Origin of the sequence: Nocardia niigatensis NBRC 100131 (genome assembly GCF_000308655.1) — a bacterium.
Taxonomy (GTDB): Bacteria; Actinomycetota; Actinomycetes; order Mycobacteriales; family Mycobacteriaceae; genus Nocardia; species Nocardia niigatensis.
Window position 1 is genome coordinate 12,756 of the sequence record NZ_BAGC01000026.1, and the last position, 22,695, is coordinate 35,450.

The following is a 22,695-nucleotide window of genomic DNA, read 5'->3' on the forward strand; positions in this document are numbered from 1 at the left end:
GCGGTATCGATCATGCCGTACGGCGCAGTACGAGTAGACAGTGTGCGGGCACTTGCACCGTCGAGGCGGCGGGGTGGGCGGTGTCGGCGGCGGGCCGGCCCGTGGGTGTGGCGCAGTCCAGGGCCACCGACCAGGCATTACCGTGCCGGGTGTCGGGGAGGGTGAAATCCAGCGCTTGGTCGTGGGCGTTGAAGCACAGCAGGAACGAGTCGTCGGCGACGCGTTCCCCGCGTGGGCCCGGCTCGTTGATGCCGTCGCCGTTGAGGAACACCGCCAGTGAGCGGGCGAAGCCGGTCTCCCAGTGGGCGTCGGTCATGGCCGCGCCGCCGGGCGTGAACCAGGCGATGTCACCGAGCCCGTCGGGATCGGGCGTCGGATCGAAGAAGCGGCGCCGCCGGAACACCGGGTGCGCGGCGCGCAGCGCGACCGCGCGCCTGGTGAATTCGAGCAGATCGGCGTGTGTGTCCATGAACGTCCAGTCCATCCACGACAGCGGGGAATCCTGACAGTAGACATTGTTGTTGCCGCGCTGGGTGCGACCGAATTCGTCGCCGTGCAACAGCATCGGGGTGCCCTGGGAGAGCATCAGGGTGGCGAGCAGATTCCGGGATTGCCGCGCGCGCAGGGCCAGGATCTCCGGATCCTCGGTCGGGCCCTCGACGCCGCAGTTCCAGGAGCGGTTGTAATTCTCGCCGTCCTGATTTCTCTCGCCATTGGCGTCATTGTGTTTCTCGTTGTAGGACACCAGATCCGCCAGCGTGAATCCGTCGTGCGCGGTCACGAAATTGATGCTGGCACTGGGCCGGCGGCCGGTGACCTCGTACAGGTCCGAGGACCCGGTGAGCCGGGAGGCGAACTCGCCGAGCGTGGCCGGCTGCCCGCGCCAGTAATCCCGCACGGTGTCGCGGTATTTGCCGTTCCACTCGGTCCAGGCCACCGGGAAATTGCCGACCTGATATCCGCCCTCGCCGACGTCCCAGGGTTCGGCGATGAGCTTGACCTGGCTCACCACCGGATCCTGGTGCACCAGGTCGAAGAAGGTGGAAAGCCGGTCCACATCGTGCAATTCGCGGGCCAGGGTGGCCGCCAGGTCGAAGCGGAATCCGTCCACGCGCATGTCGAGGACCCAGTAGCGCAGCGAATCCATGATCAGCTGCAACGCGTGCGGGTGGCGCATGTTGAAGCTGTTGCCGGTGCCGGTGTAATCCATGTAATGCTGCGGATCATCGTCCACCAGGCGGTAATACGCGGCATTGTCGATGCCCCGGAAACTGATGGTCGGCCCGAATTCATTGCCCTCGGCGGTGTGGTTGTAGACCACGTCGAGGATCACTTCGATGCCGGCGGCGTGGAAGGCGCGCACCATGGCCTTGAATTCGGTGACCGCGGCGGCGGGGGCGGAGCCCGCGGCATAGCCCCGGTGCGGTGCGAAATAGCCGAAGCTGTTGTAGCCCCAGTAATTCCGCAGGCCCCGGTCCAGCAGAATGCGGTCGTCGAGGAATTGGTGTACCGGCATGAGTTCCACGGCCGTCACGCCCAGGCCCAGCAGGTGGTCGATGATCGCCGGATGCGCCATGCCCGCGAAGGTTCCGCGTAGTTCCGGCGGTACCGCGGGATGCGTGACGGTCATGCCCTTCACGTGCGCCTCGTAGATGACCGTCCGGTGGTACGGCCGTTTCGGCGCACGATCGTCGCCCCAGTCGAAGTACGGGTTGATCACCACCCCGGTCATGGTGTGCCCGAGCGAGTTCTGCCCGAAGTTGTAGGGCGCGGTGTCGGTTCCGAAGTCGCCTTCGAACGCCTTGCCGTAGGGGTCCAGCAGCAGCTTGCTGGGATCGCAGCGCAGTCCCTGCTTCGGATCGAAGCCCCCGTGCACCCGGAAACCGTACTGTTGCCCGGGCCCGATGCCGGGCAGATAGGCGTGCCAGACATAGCCGTCCACCTCGTCGAGCGGAATCCGGGTCTCGCGGTGCTCGGCATCGATCAGGCACAGTTCCACCCGTCGCGCCACCTCGGAGAACACCGAGAAGTTCGTGCCGGCGCCGTCGTAGGTCGCGCCCAGCGGATAGGCGGTTCCCGGCCAGACACCGACCGTGGTGGAGCGGGGAGTCGCGGGAGCCATGATCCAGACCCTAGCGGGCCGGATCGTCCTCCTGGCCGAGTCCCCGTCGCCAGGTCTGCCCGACCAGATCGACGCCGAAGCTGTGGTGTGGATTCGATTCCGCCAGTTCGAATCCGGCGCGCTGGTAGATGTGGCGAGCGGCGTGCAGCACGCTGTTGGTCCACAGCACCATCTGGGTGTAGCCGGCCTCGGTGGCGAAGCGCAGGCATGCGTCGACCAGCGCGCTGCCCACGCCGAGCCCGCGCGCGGTCGGTTCCACCAGCAGCAGCCGCAGCCGGGCGGTGGTGTCGTCCTCGCGCATGCAGTAGACACAGCCGACCGGCTCGCCCTCGTATTCGGCGATCCAGGCCCGTTCCCGTTGCGGGTCATGGGAACTCAGCCAGTTCGCGACGATGCCGGCGGCCAGGGCCTCGTACTCGGCGTTCCAGCCGAACTCCTCGGCGTAGAGCACGGCATTGCGGGCGATCACCCAGCCGTGGTCGCCGGGCCGGGGCGCGCGCAGGATCACCGCGGCGGGATCGGGCTCGGAGTCGGTGTCGAGGATCTGCTCGATGGTCCGCATGGCCCCGACGAGCCGGGTGCGGACGAGGGGGGAGTGTGGCACCAGCAACTCACCGATCTGCTCCTGGGTGCGCTGGTCCAGCACGGTGAAGGCCGCCCGGCCGATGTCGGTCAGTTCCACGACCTGCCGCCGCCCGTCGGCGTCGGACCGGCGGCGGGCCACCAGGCCCCGCTCCTCGAACCTGGCCAGGATGCGGCTCAGGTATCCGGCGTCGAGATCCAATGTCAGCCGTAGATCCACCACCTCGGCGGCCCCGAAATGGGCCAGCTCGAACAGGATTCGGGCCTCGGTGAGCGAGTATCCGGTGCCCAGCAGCTCGCCCCGCAGGACGCCGATGATGCGGGTGTAGCGCCGGTTGAAGGCGCGCACGGCGGCGATGTGCTGTGCCTCGACCGGGCGATCGGTCGTCTCGACGGTCATGCCGGCTCCAATCCTTTGACCGAGTCAAAGAATACGCCGGGGTGTCGGCCGGTTCCGGGGTTCGTGCTAACTTGAACGCTGTTCAAGCCCGCTCCTCGAAGGACTTCCCGTGGCATCGACCGAGCCTGTTGCGGCACCTGCGGAGCCCGTCGCGGCACTGCCCGCCGGCGAGATCACCGCGATCGACGCCGCCCACGTGTGGCATCCCTACGGCGGCTTCCCGGCGACCACCGCGCCGCTGGTGGTCGCCTCCGCGTCCGGCACCCGGCTCACCCTGGCCGACGGCCGGGAACTGGTGGACGGCATGAGCTCCTGGTGGGCCGCGGTGCACGGGTACCAGCACCCGGTGCTGGACGCCGCGCTGCTGGCGCAGTCGCGCAAGATGAGTCACGTCATGTTCGGCGGACTCACCCATGAGCCCGCGGCGCGGCTCTCGCAGCTGCTGGTCGAGGTCACCCCCGAGGGGCTGGACAAGGTCTTCCTCTGCGACTCCGGCTCGGTGTCGGTGGAGGTCGCGGTGAAGATGTGCCTGCAGTATCAGCGGGCGCTGGGCCGGCCGGAGAGGCACCGGCTGATGACGTGGCGAGGCGGCTACCACGGCGACACCTTCACCCCCATGAGCGTCTGCGATCCCGAGGGCGGCATGCACTCGCTGTGGACCGACGTGCTGGTTCCGCAGGTCTTCACGAGCCCGCCGCCGGAAGCCTATGAGCCGCAGTACGTCTCGGAGCTGGAGCGGACCCTCGCCGCGCACGCGCACGAATTGGCCGCGGTCATCGTGGAACCCGTGGTGCAGGGCGCGGGCGGCATGCGCTTCCATGATCCCCGCTACCTGGCCGAGCTGCGCCGCCTGTGCGACGAGCACGACGTGCTGCTGGTGTTCGACGAGATCGCCACCGGATTCGGCCGCACCGGAACGCTTTTCGCCGCCGAGCAAGCGGGTGTCCGCCCCGACGTCATGTGCGTCGGCAAGGCCATCACCGGCGGCTACATGAGTCTCGCCGCAGCCCTGTGCACCACCGAGATCGCCGAGACCATCAGCCGTTCCCACGGCGGTCTCATGCACGGCCCGACCTTCATGGGCAACCCCCTGGCCTGCGCGGTCGCGGTGGCCTCGATCGAACTGCTGCTCTCGCGCGACTGGCAGGGCGAGGTCCGCGCCATCCACGCCGGCCTGTCCGAGGGCCTGGCCCCCGCCCGCGCCCTCCCCGGCGTCGCCGACGTCCGCACCCGCGGCGCGATCGGCGTCATCGAACTGCACGACCCCGTCGACATGCGCAGAACCACCGACGCCGCAGTCGAATCCGGCGTCTGGCTCCGCCCCTTCCGCAACCTCATCTACTGCATGCCCCCCTTCATCAGCACCGCGGAGGACATCAACCGCATCACCGCCGCCATGCGCGCTGCCGCAGCCGCCTGACCGCCTATTTCACGGAACGGCGAACCGTCAACGGTTGGCCCGTCTTTCGCGCACTTTGTCTGAATTGTCACTGTCGGACAGGACTTCCCAGACTTTGAAAACGCAGTGATAGTCGTCGGACCAGCCGCGAGCGATCAGCATGAAGGTGTCGCCGTCGCGCAGAATGGTGCGGCGGCTGATCAACTTCGGGTGATCGGGCTGGAATTTCGAGACGAGGTCCGGGACCTTCGCGAGAGCTTGTTCGCGGGTTCCCACCACCTCGGTGAGGATCTTCGGACTCCAGGCCTTGCTGTCGCCGAAGCCGGTCGTCTGCTCGACCACTATTGCCCATCGTGGCATCGCGCAGCCTCCTTGCGACTTCCCAGCATAGCGCCGTGCACCGACACCCATGGCCCCCTGAACGGTGTTCAAGTATGCTTCCGAGCTGTGACTGCCGATCCCCTGAGCTGGCTCGACACCCGCGCCGCCGAGCGCGTGGACGCCGGGCTGCGCCGTGAACTGCGCCCCCGCACCTCCGACACGGCGGCCATCGACCTGGCCTCCAACGACTACCTCGGACTGGTCCGCCACCCCGAGGTGATCGAGGGAGCCATTTCCTCGGTGCGGTACTGGGGTGCGGGCGCGACCGGTTCACGCCTGGTCACCGGGACCACCGCCGAGCACGAACAGCTCGAGACCGAACTCGCCGAATTCGTCGGCGCGGAGGCCGGATTGGTGTTCGCCTCCGGCTACGCCGCCAATCTGGGCGCGGTCACCGCGCTGGCCGACCATGGCGCACTGGTGGTTTCGGACGCGGGCAGCCACGCCTCGCTGGTGGACGCGTGCCGGCTGTCGCGGGCGCGGGTGGAGATCGCCCCGCACTGCGATCCGGCGGCCGTGGACCGATTGCTGTCCGAACGCACCGAGGAACGGGCACTGGTCCTGACGGACTCGGTGTTCAGCGCCGACGGGAATCTCGCCCCGCTGACCGAACTGCACCGGGTGACCCGTGCCAATGGTGCGGTGCTCATCGTGGACGAGGCGCACGGGCTCGGCGTGCGCGGCGACGGCGGCCGCGGGCTGGTGCAGGAGTGCGGGCTGGCCGGGGAACCCGACCTGGTGATCACCGCGACCCTTTCCAAAGCCTTTGCCGCACAGGGCGGCGCGGTGCTGGCCAGTGGACGGGTGCGCGCGCATCTCATCGACGCCGCCCGCACCTTCATCTTCGACACCGGCCTGGCGCCCGCCGCCGTCGGCGCGGCCCGCGCGGCCCTGCGGCTGCTGCGCCACGATCCCGGGATGGCCCAGCGGGTGCTGGACCGCGCCGCCGACCTGGCCCGCATCGCCGGTGTCGGCCAACCGGATTCGGCCGTGGTGCCGGTCATCCTCGGCGATGCCCAGATCGCCTACGACGCCGCCCAGGCCTGCCGTGCCCGCGGTCTGAGCGTAGGCTGCTTCCGCCCACCCTCGGTCCCCGAGGGCACCTCGCGCCTGCGCCTGACCGCCCGTGCCGACCTCACCGAGGCCGAGCTCGACACCATCGCCACCGTGCTCGGCGAGGTACTGGCGGAAGCCCGTGGGCGAGAGGCGGTTTCGGCGTGAGCGCGCAGCTGCTGTTCGTCACCGGCACCTCCACCGACGTCGGCAAGACCGTCGTCACCGCGGCCCTGGCCGCCACCGCGCGCATGGCCGGGATCGAGGTCGCGGTGTGCAAGCCCGTGCAGACCGGCATGGCCCCCGGGGAACCGGGCGATCTGGCCGAGATCACCCGGCTGAGCGGAGTGACCCGGACGCTCGAACTGGCGCGGTACCCCGAGCCGCTGGCCCCCGACACCGCCGCGCGCCGCTGCGGGCAGCCGCTGCTGACGCTCGCGGAGACGGTGGCGGGGATCGAATCCTGCGCGGGCGCCGACCTCGTGCTGGTCGAGGGCGCGGGCGGCCTGCTGGTCCGGATGGGCGAGTTCACGCTGCTGGATCTGGCCCAGAAGATGAACGCGCCGGTGCTGCTGGTGGCGGCCGCCGGGCTGGGGACCCTCAATCACAGCGAGCTCACCACCCGCGCCCTGGCCGGTGCGGGCATCGAATGCGCGGGCCTGGTGATCGGATCCTGGCCTGCCGCACCGGATCTGGCGTCGGAGTGCAATCGCACCGATCTTCCCGCGGTGACCGGGGTGGAGCTGGTCGGGTCCGTCCCGGCCGGGGCGGGCGCCTGGGGTGGGCCGGAGTTCGCCGCGACCGCGTCGAGCTGGTTCGACGCGGGCTGGACCGGTCGGTATCTCCACCCCTGAGCCTGAGCCTCGGCGCGGCCGAGAGCTCACGAATTCCTAACGAGCCCCCTGCCACTGTGGGCGCATGGATGGGTCGGCTGCCGGGGTCGTGGCCGGATGACCGGTGCGAGTGCTGTAATTGCGCAGGTGCGGGTACTGGTGTGCGAGGACGACCGAAGCCTGGGCGACGAGGTGGCGGCGGGCCTGCGGGCCGCCGGATTCGCGGTGGATCTGGCCCGCGACTACGCCGACGCCGATCTGAAGATCTCGATCAACACCTATGACTGCCTGGTCGTCGACCGTGGCCTGCCCGACGGCGACGGCCTGGATCTGGTGCATGCCCATCGGGAATCCGGGCAGCGCACCCCGGTCGTCATGCTCACCGCCCGGGACGCCCTCGCCGACCGGCTGGACGGTTTCGCGCAGGGCGCCGACGACTACGTGGTGAAGCCCTTCGCCATGGACGAACTCGCGGCCCGGGTGAGCGCGCTGTGCCGCCGCCGGGAGCTGCCCGCGCCCACCCGCACCGTCGTCGGCACCCTCGTGGTGGACCGGCCGCGCCGCCGCGTCCACCGCGCGGGCACCCTGCTCACCTTGACTCCCAAGGAATTCGGCGTCCTCGAACTTCTCGCGGTGCGCGCCGGCACCGTCGTCACCCGCGCCGAACTCATCGAATGCTGCTGGGACGAAATGGCCGAACCCGCCTCCAATGTCGTCGACGTCGTGATCGCCCAGCTGCGTCGCAAACTCGGCGCCCCGCCCCTCATCGAAACCGTCCGCGGCGCCGGTTTCACCATCTCGCCATGAGCCTCCGGACGCGGCTCGCCGGAGTGCGCGCCGGGCTCTCCCGGCGGGTGCGGGCCCGGATCGGGGCGCGTCCGACGACGCCCGGCCGGCTGCGGCGGACCCGGTGGCTGCTGACCGGATTGTTCACCGCGCTGACCGCCCTCTGCCTGGTCGTGCTCGCCTCTCTCGCGGCCTCCATCGACGGGCATTCCCGGGAGAAGGCCCTGGACGCCGGCGTCGACCGGGTGGTGACGGGCCTGGCGCGCGAGGTGTACTGGAACGAGGACGGCGCCGTCGACCTGGACACCGTCCGCGGGGACGACGATCTCGCGAGCGGCCCCAGCGCCGTCGCCATCCTGGTCCGCGAACCGGACGGCGGATGGCGGGAACTGTTCGTGCACAGGCGATCCGGGCTGCCCGCGGACCTGACCGGGTACGCGCGGCGGGCCGCCGACGCCGAGGACACCCAGTGGCACAGCGCCACCGACCGCGACGGCCAGGCGGTGCGGCTCGCGGCCGCCCCGGCCTGGGACAACGACAACACGGTCGGCGCCATCGTCTTCGCGGGCGGCGACCCCGCGCCGGGGGCGAGCGACCACCGCAGTCTGGTTGTGGCCCTGTGGGGCGGCGGCCTGACCCTGGTGGCGCTGGCCGCCCTGGCCGGGCACCTGCTGTCCGGGGTGAGCATGCGCCCGGCGGTGCGCATGCTCGACCAGCAGGAGCGCTTCCTGTCCGAGGCCTCGCACGAATTGCGTACGCCCCTGGCCACTTTGCGGCTCTACCTGGATGCCGCGCTGCGCGATCCGGACGACACCCGGCGCGCGGTCACCGACGCCCGCGACCTCACCGACCGCATGGGCCGCATGGTGGCCGGACTGCTGGCCCGCACGCGCGCCGAAACCGGTGTGGGCGAACTGGATCGGCAGCGCCTGTTCCTGGATCAGCTGGTCGAGGGCGTGGTCGCGGAATGCGGTGGCGAGATCACCCTCATCGCGGAACCCACGGCGGTGCACGCGGATCCGGACCTGCTGGCGCTGGCGGTCCGCAATCTCATCGACAATGCCGTGGTCCACGGCGCCCCGCCCGTCGAGGTCAGGGTGGCGGCGGGGCAGGTGCTGGTGCGTGATCACGGGCCGGGGTTGGATCCCGCGCTGGCCGACCCCTTCCGGCGTGGCGCGGTCGGGGCGCGCGGGCATCATGGCATCGGCCTGTCGCTGGTGCGGTGGGTGGCGACCGTGCATTCCGGTTGGGTGACCCTGCGTCCCGCGCCGGGCGGTGGCACCCTGGCCACCCTCGCATTGCCGGTCGCGCCAGAGGACCCGCCGAGCGGATCGGCGGAGTGGTCGTGATCTTCGTCATATCGGGCGTAGGGTGGCGCCGTGCCTTCCACTCGAGTCGAGAAGTTCGTCGGTGCCCCCCGTCCGAGTGTCTTCCGGGCGCTCCTGGATGCGCATTCGGTACGAACGTGGATGGTCCCCAACGGCATGACCAGTCGCATCCATGAATTCGATCCCCGCGTCGGCGGGCGGTTCCGTATCTCGCTGACCTACGACCTGCACACCGAGGCCGGCAAGACGACGCCGCACACCGACACCTTCCACGGGGTCTTCGCCCGCGTCGTGCCCGACCGCGAGGTGGTGCAGACCGTCGAATTCGAAACGGACGACCCGGAATTGCTGGGCGAGATGACGGTGACCTACACCCTGGAAGACGCCCCGGGCGGCACCCGCGTGACCGCCAGTCACGAGAACCTCCCGCCGGGCCTGTCTCCCGACGAGAACGAGGTCGGCTTCCGCATGGCGCTGGCCAAACTCGCCGAGCACACGGAGCAGACCTCCGGTCACTGACGCCTCACCGACCTCTCGGCCTCGCCGCCCGGTGAGCCTGGATGCCGTCCGCTCATCGAGATGATCTGCGCGCTACCAGGAGACGACCGGCAGAACAAGCCTGGATGACGAGCCGGAAATTCGTACCCTTGATTGGTATGGCGCTGCCGGGTTTTCCGAATCCATCCGGGGTCGCCGACTACGACGATCGGCGGCGTCGCGCCCGCCTGCGCGGAACCCGTCTGGGTGCCCGCTGGGTGCACTGGCGGCGCACCCGGCTGCTGGTCGTGCGGTTTTCCCTGGTGCCGCTGATCGCATTGGGCGCCTTCGCCGAATACATGGGTTTGGACGTGCTGCCGGAGCAGGCGCGGCTCGCGCGTACCGCACCCGCGGTGCTGCCCATCGCGGGCCCGTCGGATTCGGCGGCGGGCGACACCGCCGTCTTCGATCTGGTCGGGCTGGGCGTGCTCGACGCCAGTGACACCGCCCGGGCGCTGCCGTCGCTGCGGCGGCTGGGATCGGTGTGGGCCGTTCGCTACGACAATGCCGGTATCGACACCAAGGTCATCTCGGATCTGATCGTGAAGGTCACCGACGCGGCCAAGGTGCCGAACGTGGTGCTGACCGGGCACAGCATGGGCGGGGTGATCGCGCTGGAGATCGCCAAGCACCTGCACCTGGACAGCAAGAAGCGGGTGCGGGCGGTGCTGCTGGACTGCACGCCGGTGGATCTGAACGCGGTCCGGCCCGAGAGCCGCGACCAGGGCGAGGAAATGCTGCGCTGGATGGGCTGGGTGCCCGGCGCGCGGGAGAGCAGGCTGCTGCGGCTGATCGTGGAAACGTATGCGCGCCACGAGAGTTTCGTCGGTGGCCGCTATGTGATCCGCGGCGACGAGTTCCGGGAGGCGGTGAAAAGCGTTCTGCGCGACAAGATCCTGAACACCGATGTCGCCAGCAACGGCCTGATCGAGGCCCAGTTCAAGGTGATCGTGGCCGGCGGCGCGGTGGACGATCTGCGGGCGCTGTCCAAACCCGCTGCGGGCAAACCACGTCCGGCCATCGTGTTCATCCGGCCGCACAATCCGTACGACGATCCGATCGTGGATGTCGAGTACTCGCACAGGGTGCTGATCGACCAGGTCGGCGGGGTGGACGGGACGCTGCTGGTGGTGACCACGCGAACCACCGCGCACGCCAATCCGATCGAGCGGCCGCAGGAGTACAACACGGTCATCGAACAGCAGGTGCTGCCATTCGTGCGGCAGGTGCAGGCCGACGAGGCCGCGGAGCTCTCGGTCGGGCGCTGACCCGGCGAGCTCTCCCAGGTCAGCGCACGGCGTCGTCGGCGGCCGCGGTTCGGCCCGCGGGGGACGCCCGATGTCAGCGTATGCGGGAACCCAGCAGGTGTCGGACGCCGCTGACGAAGAGCTGGAGGCCGAAGTCGAAGCGGGCGGTGGCGTCGGTGGTGTCGTAGAGGGGCGAATGTTCCTCCGCGAGTGCGCCCATGGAGTCCATCTGGATGCGCGACTGCTCGTCGACGGTCTGGCCGAGCACGTAGTAGAGCAGCGTGTAGGCCGCCAGGTCGGCCTCCTCGCGGGTCATGCCCGCGCGAATCGCGGCGCTGGCCAGGCGTTCCCGGCCCTTGCTGGTGGTGAGGCGGGAAGCGTAGGTGGCGGAGACCAATTCGGCGCCGTCGCGGTAGGCGAGCAGGCATTCGCGCAGCCGGTGCGCCAATTCGGTCATCTGCTTGGACCATTCGTCGGCGGCGACGGGCTCGTCCATGGGGCCGAGGATGCGGTCGGCGACCGCGCCGAGCAGGGCCTGCTTGTTGGGGAAGTGCCAGTACAGCGCACCCGGCTGGACGTGCAGTGAGGTGGCCAGCCGGCGCATGGTCAGATCCGCCAGACCGTACTGGTCGAGAATGGCGATGGCCCCGTCGACCACGTCCGTGCGATGGAGTTGCACTGAAAAACCCGACCCTCTCGTGTTCCGGCTCACGTTCCGGACTGCTAGCCTACCCTGAACACCGTTCAAGTTGCTCGGCCACACCGGTCGGATGAAGGGATTCGCGCGCACATGACTCAGGCAGCCGTCACCACCGATGCTGTGACCACAGCTGGCGATGACATTCTCGCCATCGCCCGCGAGCAGGTGCTCGAGCGCGGCGTCGGCCTGACCCAGGACCAGACCCTCGAGGTGCTGCGCCTCGGCGACGACCGGCTCGAGGAGCTGCTCGCCCTGGCGCACGACGTGCGCATGAAGTGGTGCGGCCCCGAGGTCGAGGTCGAGGGCATCATCTCGCTCAAGACCGGCGGTTGCCCGGAGGACTGCCACTTCTGTTCGCAGTCCGGCCTTTTCCAGTCCCCGGTGCGCGCGGCGTGGCTGGACATCCCCTCGCTGGTCGAGGCCGCCAAGCAGACCGCCAAGACCGGCGCCACCGAGTTCTGCATCGTGGCCGCGGTGCGCGGTCCGGACGAGCGGCTGATGGCGCAGGTCGCCGCGGGCGTGGAGGCCATCCGCAACGAGGTCGACATCCAGGTCGCCTGCTCGCTGGGCATGCTGAACCAGGAGCAGGTGGATCAGCTGGCGGCCATGGGCGTGCACCGCTACAACCACAACCTGGAGACCGCCCGCTCGCACTTCCCGAACGTGGTCACCACCCACACCTACGACGAGCGCTGGGAGACCCTGCGCATGGTGCGCGAGGCCGGCATGGAGGTCTGCTGCGGCGGCATCCTCGGTATGGGCGAAACCCTGGAGCAGCGTGCGGAATTCGCCGCGGACCTGGCCACGCTGGAGCCGGACGAGGTGCCGCTGAACTTCCTCAACCCGCGCCCGGGTACCCCGTTCGGTGACCTCGAGGTGCTCCCGGCCGCCGACGCGCTGCGGGCCGTCGCGGCGTTCCGTCTCGCGCTGCCGCGCACCATCCTGCGTTTCGCCGGCGGCCGCGAGATCACCCTCGGCGACCTGGGCGCCAAGCAGGGCATCCTGGGCGGCATCAACGCCGTCATCGTCGGCAACTACCTGACCACGCTGGGTCGCCCGGCCGAGTCCGATATCGATCTGCTCGGCGAGCTCAAGATGCCGATCAAGGCGCTCAACGAAACCCTCTGACACGGCGGGATTGCGCGAAGCCGGTACCGTAGCGGTACGGTCCGGCGCAGCACGCCCGTATCCCATTGAGACACGAAGGATCCGATCGAGGTGGTCGTGGACATCGAGGAGCGCTACAACCCGTTCACGGGGAAGCGAGTGGTTCCGGGTCTGGCGGATTCGGTACCCGCCGCAGCCGCACTGGGTTTGGAGCCGCCGCGCTTCTGTGAGCAGTGCGGCCGCCGCATGATCGTGCAGGTCAGTCCCGACGGCTGGTGGGCGAAATGCTCCCGCCACGGTGTCCTCGACTCCACGAGCCTGGAACACCGCTAGTGGCAGCCACACTCACCGCCGAGCCGGGCGGACTACGCGTCGACGTACTGATGCGGGAGGCCCGCGCGGCGGCGGTGGTGTTCACCGCCCTCGTGGCGGTGAGCGCCCTGGCCGGGGTGGCCTGGGCGTTTCTCGCTCCTCCGGAGCAGCTGCTGGTGGTGGAACCCGACCGGGGCACCGCCCTCACCGGCGAGAGCATGCATCGTTTCGACGCTCTCGCCATTTTCGTGCTGATCGGCATCGTGCTCGGTGTGCTCGGCACGGCCGCGGCCTGGCGCTGGCGGCGGGCGCGCGGACCCGTGCTGCTGTCGGGCATTCTGCTCGGCTCACTGGCCGGCGCCGTCCTGATGAAGGTGGTGGGTGAGGCCGTGGCCGAACGGGTCCACACCCGCCCGCAGCATCCCGCCGTCCACACGATCGTGGAATTCGCTCCGGCAGTGGAGGGTTGGGCCGCGCTGATCGCTCAGCCGCTGGCCGCGGCCGTGGTGGCGCTGCTGCTCACCGCGCTCAGCACCTCCGATGATCTCGGCACCGGCCATTTCCTCCCCTTCGGCGGCAACCGCCCCGAGTCGGCCGTCCTCGCCGTACCCCAGTACAGCTCCGCCATCACCTACGGCCCGTACCCCGGCGGCGCCCAGCAGGCGCCCGGACCGCGAGAACCCGTGGTGCCCTTCGACGCTCCCGATTCGCACCCCGAATCCTGACCCGGCTCCGGCAATATTCGCTGGAGCCCGGGCGTTCTACCCCCTACCGTGTTCGCGTCCACACGGATCCGATCACCCAGGGGGAACCCATGCAGCCCGCACCTGCCGACCGTGCCGACCCGGCACCGGCGGAACGCCCGGACCTGACCGCGTGGCGCCGGCGCCACGAACTCCGCAGATCCAATGCGTCCCAACCCATTCCGAGCGGCCGCCGCTACAAGCGCACCACCAAGCACCGCGACCGCTCCCAGGACCGCTGACCCTTCCACCGGTATCCCCGCTCGAGGAGGCGCTCGGCGTCGGCTTCGAAGGCCTCGGGGGTGAGGGTTCGAAGGTGAACGCGTCGGCCAGCGGCTGGTTGTGCCTCTTGTCACCACCATGGGCCCGTGCGCGAATCCCGGGTCGCGCCCAGCGCCGGTTCGATGCTCGGGTGCGCTCATGAGTCGTGAATCCTGGTGAAGGACAACAGGATTTCGGCGGTGCGCGGTGGATTCTCGACGAACGGGGAGTGCCCGGCGCCGGAGACGGTCTCGACCGTCGCGCCGGGAACGGTCCGGTATTCGTCGGTGGAGGTCGCGGTGCGCCAGCGGCGGTCCTGGTCGCCGAAGATCACCAGGAGCGGTTTACCGAGGTCGGAGAGGCGGTCCGGGAGGGTGCGCCGGGTGATGTAGTCGGTGCTGGCCGCCTCGGTCGCGGTGAGCGCGTGGTAGGTCATGCCGCGCAGGTCGTCGACGAACTGCTGGGGAATGGGGGAGGCGTCGCTGGCGAAGGCGCTGGTCAGCGCCTGACGCAGGAGGCCATCGGTGCGAACCTGCCAGATCAGGTCGCCGACACCGGGCGTGGTGAGCAGTTGGGACGCCGGGCTTTCCGAGGTGTCGTCGCCCATGGCGGGCCCGGCGTCGATCAGGGCCAGGCCGGTCACCAGATCGGGGCGCTGCTCGGCGACCGAGGTGGCGACCGCGCCGCCGGTCGAGTGGCCGACGACGAGCGCGTGCCGGATACCGAGCCGATCGAGTACACCCGCGACCCGATGTCCCTGCTGCGGAATCGAATACTCGTCGCCATCGGGCTTGGCGGATCCACCGTGGCCCAGCAGGTCGACGCGAATGACGTGATAGCCGGACAGCAGCGGCACCACCTGATCCCACCAGTGGGCGGAAGCCCCGAGACCGTGGATCAGCACCAGCGCGGGTTCATCGGCCGGGCCGTCCTGGCTGACATGGATGTCCTGACCATCGACGCTCACCATCGAATCGCCTGTGGCAGCGGCGCTCTGCGGTGCCGTCACCACCGCGCTGCCGAGGACTAGAAGCACGCTGGTGATGGCGGCCGCCGCCACGGGGCGTCGAAAGCCGCGCCTCCGGCCGCCCGGGCGGGCCTGCCGCGCCTGCGAATTACGGGCCCGCTGTGTTCGCGCACGGCCGGCGAGCCGAGGCGGTTCTGGTTGCGTTTGGCGGGAGGGCTGGTGTGGTTCTGGTTGCGTTTGGCGGGGGAGTTGGGGTGGTTCTGATTGCGCTTGGCCGGAGGGCTGGGTGGTTCTGGTTGCGTTTGGCGGGGGGAGTTGGGGCGGTCTTGCTTGCGCTTGGCCGGAGGGCTGGGGCGGTTTTGCTTGCGCATGGCGGGGGAGACGGTACCGCTTTGCTTGCGGAGGGTCCGGGAGACAGGCCTGCTCGTCGGCTGGTTGGTTGGGGAACCAGGTCTGCTCTGCTGGCGGCGGGCCGGGGAGTGCGGCGGAGGAATTCACGCCTTCACTGTCACCGTCGACCCACCCCGGCGGCTTGAACAAATGTTCCCCGGCCTCCACCATGAAGTCGTGCGCCCCACCGCACCAGAACCTGTCTGGGATGTCGTCTGCCCGTCGCGGCCCGGCCGGCTCCCGGGTATCCGCATGGCCGGGTTCCGTGATCACGGCGTGCATCCCGTTGATCAGCTGGCGCTGCCGCACCCCGATGTCACGCTGGTGTTCGAATTCGGGTCCGGCTCGGTCACCGTCGACGACGGCACGGGCAGCTGCCAGGGCAGCCTGGCCGGTGGGCTGTGGACCGGTTCCCGGCGCGTGCGCGGCGAGCGGGTCGAATGCGTGCAGGTGCGGTTGTCTCCGCTCATCGCGGGTCCGATCCTGGGCGTCCCCCTCACCGAATTGTCCGACGCCCTGGTGCCGTTGGAGGCCCTGTGGGGGCGGGAGTGCGAGCTGATCCGCGAACAGCTGGCCGAAACCCCGTCGTGGGAACGACGTTTCGACCTGATCGAGACATTGCTCGACCGCCGCTACGCTGCCGCTCCCTCGGCCGACCCCGAGGTGGTCTGGGCCTGGCGCCGCATCCGATCGGGTCGCGGCCTGGTCCGCGTCGACGCCCTCGCCGACGAGCTCGGCTGGACCCGCAAACGCCTGTGGTCCCGATTCCAGACCCAGCTCGGCCTGCCCCCCAAACGCGCCGCCACCCTGATCCGCTTCGACCACGCCGTCCACCGCCTCGCCGCCGGCGCCGACCCCGCCCGCGTCGCCGCCGAAACCGGCTACGCCGACCAATCCCACCTCCACCGGGACATCGTCGCCTTCTCCGGCATCACCCCCACAGCCGTAGCCGTAGCCTCCTGGCTCACCGTCGACGACATAGCCTGGCCCACCACCCCGCCCCACTGACCCCGGAAACGGACCCCGGCTCGCAGCCGGAAACACGCAGCGGCACAGTGGATCCCATGGGAGGTGCAGATGACATCGAATCGATCCGCCGCATGGCCGGGCTGGCCACGCCCATGGCGCTGCGCGTAGCGGTAACCCTGGGCCTACCGGATCAGCTTGCCGGGGAGGGCGTTCCGGTCGAGGAAGTGGCGCGCAGGGTTGGCGCCGACCCGGTCGCGCTCGGACTTCTGCTCGATCATCTGGTAACACTCGGAGTTGTCGAACAGGTCGGCTCTGGTTACCGCACAACGGATTTCGGTGCACACCTGAGAGCCGACGCCGACAATGGATTGACCGAGCTACTGGACCTGAACGCTGCCGGCGGCCGAGCCGAACTGGCATTCGTGGAGCTCGCACACAGCATCTCCGGCGGGGGAGCGGCCTACTCGCTCCGATACGGCCAGGACTTCTGGGCCGACCTGGCCGAGTATCCCGCACTGCGTGACTCTTTCGATCGCCAAATGACCTGGCGGATCCGCGAGCAGATTCCGCGGCTCGTCGCCGGGTTCGACTGGTCCCGGTTCGCCACGATCGTCGACGTGGGAGGCGGCCGGGGGAGTGTCCTCGCCGCCATCCTGGCGGCGAACCCGGGGATGCGAGGCCATCTGGTCGACCTGGAACCCACGGCCGCCGTGGCCGAAGGCGCCTTCGTGGCTCACGGTGTCCGGGACCGGGCGGAGGTCACGGCGGGCAGCTTCTTCGATCCGCTCCCGGCCGGGGCACAGGCCTATCTGCTGGTCGACATTCTGCACGACTGGGATGACACGCACGCTCACCGCATTCTGCAGCGGTGCGTCCAGGCTGCCGGTCCCGGTGGACGGTTGCTGGTCGTCGAACCGGTCGGGGATCGTTGGGCGGGAAGCGAATTCAATCTCGCGATGCTGGTTATGTACGGGGGCAGGGAACGCCGGATCGACGAGTTCCGCGCGCTCTGCGGACCACACGGACTGGTGCTGGACGCCGTTGTCGACCTGACCGGGCAGCGCTGTCTGCTGGAATTCCGGGTCGAGGGGTAGCGGCGACGCGGATCGGAAATTGCACGCGGTCCGATTTGCCAGGGTCAGCGGCTATCGGTGCGAATCCGGCACGGGGAAGCCGAATTTGGTTGCCATGGCCTGCACATCGGCGCGGTCCTCCGCTGCCGGCGGATACGCGGTCTTGAAGGTGAACATCCACCGCGCGGCGATGCAATCCACCTTCTCGCCGTCGATAATGCCTGTGCCGGTGAGGGATTCGGCGGTATATTCGATTCCGTACGCGACGTCACCGTCGGCGTCGTGCGCGAAGACATGGATATCGACCGACTGCTCCGCAGACCTGGTCATGACGTAGTTCCACGGCGTATCCCCGGGCCGGGGATCATCGAGATAGCCCATGCCGGTGAGTATTTCGCGCACCCGGTCGGCGGTATCGCGATGCACCGCGATATCCAGGTCGCCGTGCGGCCGCGTCTGTTCGCCCAGGAGCGCGTCCACGCACCAGCCGCCGTCGATCCAGATGGTGATACCCGCCCGGGCGCAGGTCCGGTGCAGGTCGAGCACATCGGCCGCTTCCATATCGGTCAGCGTAGGGCAGGCCGGCCGCCGTCGGGCCCGGTTCAGCTCGGCGGCCGCAGCGCGGCGAATTCGTCGGTCACCCGGATCACGGAGTCGCTGAAGCGGTAGACGGCGGCGGGCCGCCCGCCCGCGCGGCCGGGGGAGGCCGTCGCGCCCGTCGGCGTGATCACCTTGCGGCGGGTCAGCACTCGCTGCAGGTTGGTGGTATCGACGTCGTATCCCAGTGCCGCGCAGTAGATCTCGCGCAGTGTCGACATGGTGAAGGTGTCCGGCGCCAGTCCGAACGCGATATTCGTGTAGGAAAGCTTGGCGGCCAGCCGATTTCGCGCATGCCGGACGACCGTGCCGTGGTCGAAGGACATGGCGGGCAGATCCGACACCGGATGCCAGCGGGTGTCGGGCGGCAGTACCGGTTCCGCGGTGAGCGGGACCAGACCCAGGTAGGCCGAGGCGATCCGCCGATCTCCGGGCACCCGGTCGGGATCGCTGAACACCCACACCTGCTCCAGGTGCGTCAACTCCCGCACATCCACCTTCTCGGCGAGTTGCCGCGCCGCCGAGGCGTCGAGGTCCTCGTCGTCGCGCAGCCGGCCGCCGGGCAGTGACCAGGTCCCCTTGGCGGGGTCGAGCGCCCGCTCCCATACCAGCACCGCCAATTCCGTGCGCTGACCGGGCGGACACCGGTCCGGCGTCGCGCTGCGCGAGGTTATAACGCCTTCACCTGCACGGATGGTGTCAGGGAAGCGACGAACCTGGAACACGGCGGTGAGCGTTTCGTGGATGGTGCTACGATGGGCCACGTTTTCGATCCTAAGTCGAAAACCGGTTGGATGCGAATCGGCGAGGTTGCCGGCCGCATGAGAGAAGGAGCCAGCCATGGCTGCAGCACAGGGCGCGACGATGACGTTGACCGAGCGCATCGAGGACGGCCCGTCGGGATATACCGGCGTGGAGGCCACCCCCGAATGGGCGGCGGAGATCAAGCGGCTGGCGCGCGAGCGCAATGCCACCATCCTGGCGCACAACTACCAGCTGCCGGAGATCCAGGACATCGCCGACCATGTGGGCGACTCGCTGGCCCTGTCCCGGATCGCCGCGGAGGCGCCCGAGGACACCATCGTCTTCTGCGGCGTGCACTTCATGGCCGAGACCGCCAAGATCCTCAGCCCCGAGAAGACCGTGCTCATCCCGGATCAGCGCGCGGGCTGCTCGCTGGCCGACTCCATCACCGCCGAGGAGCTGCGCGACTGGAAGGCCGAGCACCCGGGCGCGCTGGTGGTGTCGTACGTGAACACCACCGCCGCCGTGAAGGCACTGACCGACATCTGCTGCACCTCCTCGAACGCCGTCGACGTGGTCGCCTCGATCGACCCCGACCGCGAGGTGCTTTTCCTGCCGGACCAGTTCCTGGGCGCGCACGTCAAGCGCGTCACCGGCCGCGAGAACATGCACATCTGGATGGGCGAGTGCCACGTGCACGCCGGCATCAACGGTGACGAGCTCAACGAGCAGGCCCGCACCCACCCCGACGCCGAACTGTTCGTGCACCCCGAATGCGGTTGCGCCACTTCGGCTCTCTACCTGGCGGGCGCCGGCGAGTTCCCGGCCGACCGGGTGCACATCCTGTCCACCGGCGGCATGATCGACGCCGCCAAGGCCGCGAAATCGAATCAGGTTCTGGTCGCCACCGAGGTCGGCATGCTGCACCAGCTGCGCAAGGCCGCCCCCGGCATCGACTTCCAGGCCGTCAACGAACGCGCCTCCTGCAAGTACATGAAGATGATCACCCCCGCCGCTCTGCTCCGCTGCCTGGTGGAGAACCGCGACGAGGTGCACGTCGACGCCGAAACCGCTGCCCTGGCCCGTAATTCGGTCCAGCGCATGATCGAGATCGGCAACCCCGGCGGAGGCGAATAGCCACGTCGTCCCCCGTCTGGGGAGGGATGAGCAATGGTGAATACTTCGATTTCCATCACCTGGGAAGCCGAGGCGGACCTCGTCGTCGTGGGTGGCGGGGTGGCCGGGCTGACGGCCGCGCGCACCGCGTCGCGGCAGGGGCTGCGGGTGCTGACCGTGAGCAAGGGCGGTCCCACCGACACCTCGACGCAGTACGCGCAGGGCGGGATCGCGGTGGTTGCGCCGCACGGGGATTCAGTGGAATCGCACGTGCACGACACCGTGATCGCCGGAGCCGGACTGTGCGACGCCGACGCGGTGCGGTCCATCGTGGAGGCCGGTCAGCAGGCGGTGGCCGCGCTGACCGACCTCGGGGCCGTCTTCGATCTCGGCCGGGACGGCGAGGTGTCGCGGACCCGCGAGGGCGGGCACAGCACGCGGCGGATCATCCACGCGGGCGGCGACGCCACCGGAGCCGAGGTGCAGCGCGCGCTGAACGCGGCCGGACTGCCGGTGATCTTCGGGGCCGCGGTGCTCGACATCGTGACCGGCCCGGAGGGCGTGCGCGGCGTGATCGTGGTGTCGGAGCGCGGTTTCGGCATCGTGCACACGCCCGCGGTGCTGCTCGCCACGGGCGGCCTCGGCCAGCTGTACGCGTGCAGCACCAATCCGTCCGGGGCCACCGCCGACGGCCTCGCACTCGCCCTGCGGGCCGGGGCGCTGGTGTCGGATCTCGAGTTCGTGCAGTTCCACCCGACCGTGCTGTTCACGCCCGGCGGCCTCGGCCGCCGTCCGCTGATCAGCGAGGCGGTGCGCGGCGAGGGCGCGATTCTCGTCGACTCCGCAGGCAATTCGGTGACGGCGGGCGTCCACCCGCGCGGCGATCTGGCCCCGCGCGACGTGGTCTCCCGCGCCATCGCGGCCCGCATGCACGAGCTCGGCACCGACCACGTGTACCTCGACGGCCGTTCGATCGACGGTTTCCCGCAACGTTTTCCGACCATCACCGCCTCCTGCCTGGCCGCGGGCATCGACCCCACCACGGATCTGATCCCGGTCGCGCCGGCCGCGCACTACCAGTGCGGCGGCATCCTCACCGACACCTCCGGCCGCGCCACCGTGCCCGGCCTCTACGCCGCCGGTGAGGTGGCCCGCACCGGCCTGCACGGCGCGAATCGCCTGGCCTCCAACAGCCTGCTCGAGGGCCTGGTGGTCGGCGAGCGCGCGGGCGCGGCGGCCGTGGAACGTCAGGGCGCGGCCCGCCCGATCGCCGAGGTCGGCCCGCTGCGCTTCGCCCGTGCGGATCGAAAGTTGTTGCAGGAGCTGATGACCGAGCACGCCGCTGTCGTCCGCGACGGCGACGGCCTGCGCGCCGCCGTCCTGCGCATGGTCGGCCTGGTCGCCGACAATGCCGCGCCCGACATCACCGTCGAATGGGCGCTCGACCGACCCGCGAGCGGTACATACGCGACGCACGAGCCGCCGGACGTGAATGGCGCAGCTGCTGGCCGCGCCAACGGTGAAGTGCCGGAGGGTGATTCGGCGGATGTGCAATCCGAGGCGGCCGCCGCGATCATCCGCGAGCTGGAGGACTCCGCGCTCACCCTGACGGCGCGGGCACTGCTGGTCGCGGCGGCGGCGCGCACCGAGAGCCGCGGTTGCCACACGCGGTCGGACTATCCGGAGCCGCGGGAGGAGTTGCGGCGCAGCACCGCGGTGCGGCTGGGGTCGGACGGGCGTCCGAAGCTGGTCACCGAGGGCGTCGAGCCGTTGCCGTGGGGCCGCGCCGTGATTCCGGCGGCCTCATGAGCCGCGATGCCGTCATGAGGAGCGGTGCCGTCATGAGGAGCGGTGCCGCGCCGAGGAGCCGCCTCGTCGGGAGCGACGTCGCCCGGGGTGCAGGACAAGTCATCGAACAAGGAGTGCAGCAATGACTCTCGACGCCGGACTCGACCGCGACGCGCTGGTCGCGCTCATCCGCACCGCTCTCGACGAGGATCTGCGGTACGGGCCCGATATCACCACGGTGGCCACGGTGCCCGCGGACGCGGTCGCCAAGGCGGACATGGCATCTCGCCAGCCGGGCACAGTGGCCGGGCTGGATGTCGGGCTGCTGGTGCTCGACGAAGTACTGGGCGCGGGCAATTACGAGGTAACCGGTCGCGTCGCGGACGGCACCCGGGTGCAGCCCGGTGATGTCGTGCTGAGCCTGACCGCGCCGACGCGCGGTTTGCTCACCGCCGAGCGCACTCTGCTGAACCTGGTGTGCCACTTGTCCGGAATCGCGACGGCCACCTCCCAGTGGGTGGACGCGGTGGCGGGCACCGAATGCCGGATTCGCGACAGCCGCAAGACGCTCCCGGGCCTGCGCGCCCTGCAGAAGTACGCGGTGCGGGTCGGCGGCGGCGTCAATCACCGCATGGGCCTGGGCGATGCCGCGCTCATCAAAGACAACCACGTGGTGGCCGCGGGCTCGGTGGTTGCCGCGCTGCGCGCCGTGCGGGAACTGAACCCGGACATCGAGTGTGAGGTCGAGGTGGACAGTCTGGAGCAGCTCGACGCCGTCCTCGCCGAGGACGTGGAACTGGTACTGCTGGACAACTTCCCGCTGTGGGCCACCCAGGCGGCCGTGCAGCGCCGCAACACCCGTTCGCCGCGCACCAAACTCGAGTCCTCGGGCGGACTTTCGCTGGACATGGCGGCCGACTACGCCCGCACCGGCGTCGACTATCTGGCCGTCGGCGCGCTCACTCATTCGGTCCGGGTCCTGGACCTGGGACTCGACATGTGAGAAACGCTCCTCCGTCGATTCGCCCCCGGTGTGCCCTGTCGCCGGGGGTGAATCCTCAGGTCAGCGCCGGTACACGGGCGGATCGACGAGCCAGCCGATGCCGCCGCAGCCGGTGCACAGAATGGCCGAACCCATGTCGGAATAGCCAGCGGCCCCGGTGCCTTCGCACCACGCGCAGTACCGCCAGCCCCGATTGGGATGGACGGTGTCGAGCAGAATATTGAGGAACCCTTGGATCGCCATGCAGAGTGAATCTC

The 22,695-nt window shown here is 69.6% G+C and carries 24 protein-coding genes; 16 read left to right on the plus strand and 8 right to left on the minus strand.

Going from position 1 to position 22,695, the window contains the following annotated elements:
• Positions 1 to 10 precede the first annotated feature (10 nt).
• Entirely contained in the window at positions 11 to 2,122 is a 2,112-nt protein-coding gene (gene glgX / locus ON33_RS07145; RefSeq protein ID WP_040856794.1) for a glycogen debranching protein GlgX, read from the minus strand.
• A 10-nt stretch (positions 2,123 to 2,132) separates the two neighbouring features.
• Complete coding sequence (locus tag ON33_RS07150; RefSeq protein ID WP_051151739.1) at positions 2,133 to 3,104, minus strand: bifunctional helix-turn-helix transcriptional regulator/GNAT family N-acetyltransferase; 972 nt, start codon at positions 3,102 to 3,104, stop codon at positions 2,133 to 2,135.
• A gap of 157 nt (positions 3,105 to 3,261) precedes the next feature.
• On the opposite strand from ON33_RS07150, the gene ON33_RS07155 reads away from it, so the two are divergent.
• Complete coding sequence (locus tag ON33_RS07155; protein ID WP_040857003.1) at positions 3,262 to 4,524, plus strand: adenosylmethionine--8-amino-7-oxononanoate transaminase; 1,263 nt, start codon at positions 3,262 to 3,264, stop codon at positions 4,522 to 4,524.
• A 27-nt stretch (positions 4,525 to 4,551) separates the two neighbouring features.
• Here ON33_RS07155 and ON33_RS07160 read toward each other — a convergent pair whose 3' ends face one another.
• Complete coding sequence (locus tag ON33_RS07160) at positions 4,552 to 4,845, minus strand: hypothetical protein (RefSeq protein ID WP_051151741.1); 294 nt, start codon at positions 4,843 to 4,845, stop codon at positions 4,552 to 4,554.
• A 105-nt stretch (positions 4,846 to 4,950) separates the two neighbouring features.
• On the opposite strand from ON33_RS07160, the gene ON33_RS07165 reads away from it, so the two are divergent.
• From ON33_RS07165 to ON33_RS07190, 6 genes are all read left to right on the plus strand, one after another.
• Positions 4,951 to 6,105 carry an 8-amino-7-oxononanoate synthase gene (locus tag ON33_RS07165; protein ID WP_040856795.1) on the plus strand — a complete coding sequence of 385 codons (1,155 nt, stop codon included), beginning with the start codon at positions 4,951 to 4,953 and terminating at the stop codon, positions 6,103 to 6,105.
• On the plus strand, positions 6,102 to 6,791 hold the full coding sequence (bioD, locus tag ON33_RS07170; protein ID WP_245550330.1) for a dethiobiotin synthase: 690 nt from the start codon (positions 6,102 to 6,104) through the stop codon (positions 6,789 to 6,791). Before ON33_RS07165 ends, bioD begins: the two co-directional genes overlap by 4 nt.
• 96 nt (positions 6,792 to 6,887) lie before the next feature.
• Positions 6,888 to 7,577 (plus strand): response regulator transcription factor, encoded by a 690-nt coding sequence (locus ON33_RS07175; protein ID WP_245550332.1) that lies wholly within the window; start codon positions 6,888 to 6,890, stop codon positions 7,575 to 7,577.
• Positions 7,574 to 8,905 carry a sensor histidine kinase gene (locus tag ON33_RS07180; RefSeq protein ID WP_083868675.1) on the plus strand — a complete coding sequence of 444 codons (1,332 nt, stop codon included), beginning with the start codon at positions 7,574 to 7,576 and terminating at the stop codon, positions 8,903 to 8,905. Before ON33_RS07175 ends, ON33_RS07180 begins: the two co-directional genes overlap by 4 nt.
• A gap of 30 nt (positions 8,906 to 8,935) precedes the next feature.
• A complete protein-coding gene (locus ON33_RS07185) occupies positions 8,936 to 9,403 on the plus strand; it encodes an SRPBCC domain-containing protein (RefSeq protein ID WP_040856798.1) in 468 nt (155 codons plus the stop codon).
• A 137-nt stretch (positions 9,404 to 9,540) separates the two neighbouring features.
• Positions 9,541 to 10,689: an alpha/beta fold hydrolase gene (locus tag ON33_RS07190; RefSeq protein ID WP_040856799.1), complete on the plus strand. Its 1,149-nt coding sequence runs from the start codon at positions 9,541 to 9,543 to the stop codon at positions 10,687 to 10,689.
• 73 nt (positions 10,690 to 10,762) lie between these two features.
• On the opposite strand, the gene ON33_RS07195 is transcribed toward ON33_RS07190, so the two are convergent.
• On the minus strand, positions 10,763 to 11,347 hold the full coding sequence (locus ON33_RS07195) for a TetR/AcrR family transcriptional regulator C-terminal domain-containing protein (RefSeq protein ID WP_040856800.1): 585 nt from the start codon (positions 11,345 to 11,347) through the stop codon (positions 10,763 to 10,765).
• Between the two features lie 111 nt (positions 11,348 to 11,458).
• Between ON33_RS07195 and bioB the strand changes: the two genes are divergently transcribed.
• From bioB to ON33_RS42210, 4 genes are all read left to right on the plus strand, one after another.
• Positions 11,459 to 12,496, plus strand: coding sequence for a biotin synthase BioB (bioB, locus tag ON33_RS07200; protein ID WP_040856801.1), 1,038 nt, complete (start codon positions 11,459 to 11,461; stop codon positions 12,494 to 12,496).
• A 96-nt stretch (positions 12,497 to 12,592) separates the two neighbouring features.
• Positions 12,593 to 12,808, plus strand: coding sequence for a biotin synthase auxiliary protein BsaP (bsaP, locus tag ON33_RS07205; RefSeq protein WP_040857010.1), 216 nt, complete (start codon positions 12,593 to 12,595; stop codon positions 12,806 to 12,808).
• Positions 12,808 to 13,512 (plus strand): DUF2567 domain-containing protein, encoded by a 705-nt coding sequence (locus tag ON33_RS07210; protein WP_063710952.1) that lies wholly within the window; start codon positions 12,808 to 12,810, stop codon positions 13,510 to 13,512. Before bsaP ends, ON33_RS07210 begins: the two co-directional genes overlap by 1 nt.
• Before the next feature lie 89 nt (positions 13,513 to 13,601).
• Positions 13,602 to 13,772, plus strand: a complete 171-nt coding sequence (locus ON33_RS42210) for a hypothetical protein (protein WP_169336785.1) — start codon at positions 13,602 to 13,604, stop codon at positions 13,770 to 13,772.
• A gap of 176 nt (positions 13,773 to 13,948) precedes the next feature.
• Here the strand turns inward: ON33_RS42210 and ON33_RS42680 are convergent, their stop codons facing one another.
• Positions 13,949 to 14,761, minus strand: a complete 813-nt coding sequence (locus tag ON33_RS42680; RefSeq protein WP_051151779.1) for an alpha/beta fold hydrolase — start codon at positions 14,759 to 14,761, stop codon at positions 13,949 to 13,951.
• 564 nt (positions 14,762 to 15,325) lie between these two features.
• Here ON33_RS42680 and ON33_RS07220 point away from each other — a divergent pair.
• Positions 15,326 to 16,156, plus strand: coding sequence for a helix-turn-helix domain-containing protein (locus tag ON33_RS07220; protein WP_040857016.1), 831 nt, complete (start codon positions 15,326 to 15,328; stop codon positions 16,154 to 16,156).
• A gap of 56 nt (positions 16,157 to 16,212) precedes the next feature.
• Entirely contained in the window at positions 16,213 to 17,211 is a 999-nt protein-coding gene (locus ON33_RS07225) for a methyltransferase (RefSeq protein WP_040856802.1), read from the plus strand.
• Positions 17,212 to 17,262: 51 nt separating this feature from the next.
• Here ON33_RS07225 and ON33_RS07230 read toward each other — a convergent pair whose 3' ends face one another.
• Both ON33_RS07230 and ON33_RS07235 read right to left on the minus strand, forming a co-directional pair.
• Positions 17,263 to 17,751 carry a nucleotidyltransferase domain-containing protein gene (locus ON33_RS07230; protein ID WP_040856803.1) on the minus strand — a complete coding sequence of 163 codons (489 nt, stop codon included), beginning with the start codon at positions 17,749 to 17,751 and terminating at the stop codon, positions 17,263 to 17,265.
• A gap of 41 nt (positions 17,752 to 17,792) precedes the next feature.
• Positions 17,793 to 18,551, minus strand: a complete 759-nt coding sequence (locus ON33_RS07235; protein WP_040856804.1) for an NUDIX hydrolase — start codon at positions 18,549 to 18,551, stop codon at positions 17,793 to 17,795.
• A 76-nt stretch (positions 18,552 to 18,627) separates the two neighbouring features.
• Between ON33_RS07235 and nadA the strand changes: the two genes are divergently transcribed.
• The 3 genes from nadA (at position 18,628) to nadC (ending at position 22,438) form a co-directional block, all read left to right on the plus strand.
• On the plus strand, positions 18,628 to 19,668 hold the full coding sequence (gene nadA / locus ON33_RS07240) for a quinolinate synthase NadA (protein ID WP_245550334.1): 1,041 nt from the start codon (positions 18,628 to 18,630) through the stop codon (positions 19,666 to 19,668).
• Between the two features lie 33 nt (positions 19,669 to 19,701).
• A complete protein-coding gene (locus ON33_RS07245; protein WP_040856805.1) occupies positions 19,702 to 21,456 on the plus strand; it encodes an L-aspartate oxidase in 1,755 nt (584 codons plus the stop codon).
• A gap of 121 nt (positions 21,457 to 21,577) precedes the next feature.
• Positions 21,578 to 22,438, plus strand: a complete 861-nt coding sequence (gene nadC, locus ON33_RS07250; protein WP_040856806.1) for a carboxylating nicotinate-nucleotide diphosphorylase — start codon at positions 21,578 to 21,580, stop codon at positions 22,436 to 22,438.
• 60 nt (positions 22,439 to 22,498) lie between these two features.
• On the opposite strand, the gene ON33_RS07255 is transcribed toward nadC, so the two are convergent.
• Positions 22,499 to 22,681 carry a hypothetical protein gene (locus tag ON33_RS07255; RefSeq protein ID WP_040856808.1) on the minus strand — a complete coding sequence of 61 codons (183 nt, stop codon included), beginning with the start codon at positions 22,679 to 22,681 and terminating at the stop codon, positions 22,499 to 22,501.
• Positions 22,682 to 22,695: the final 14 nt, after the last annotated feature.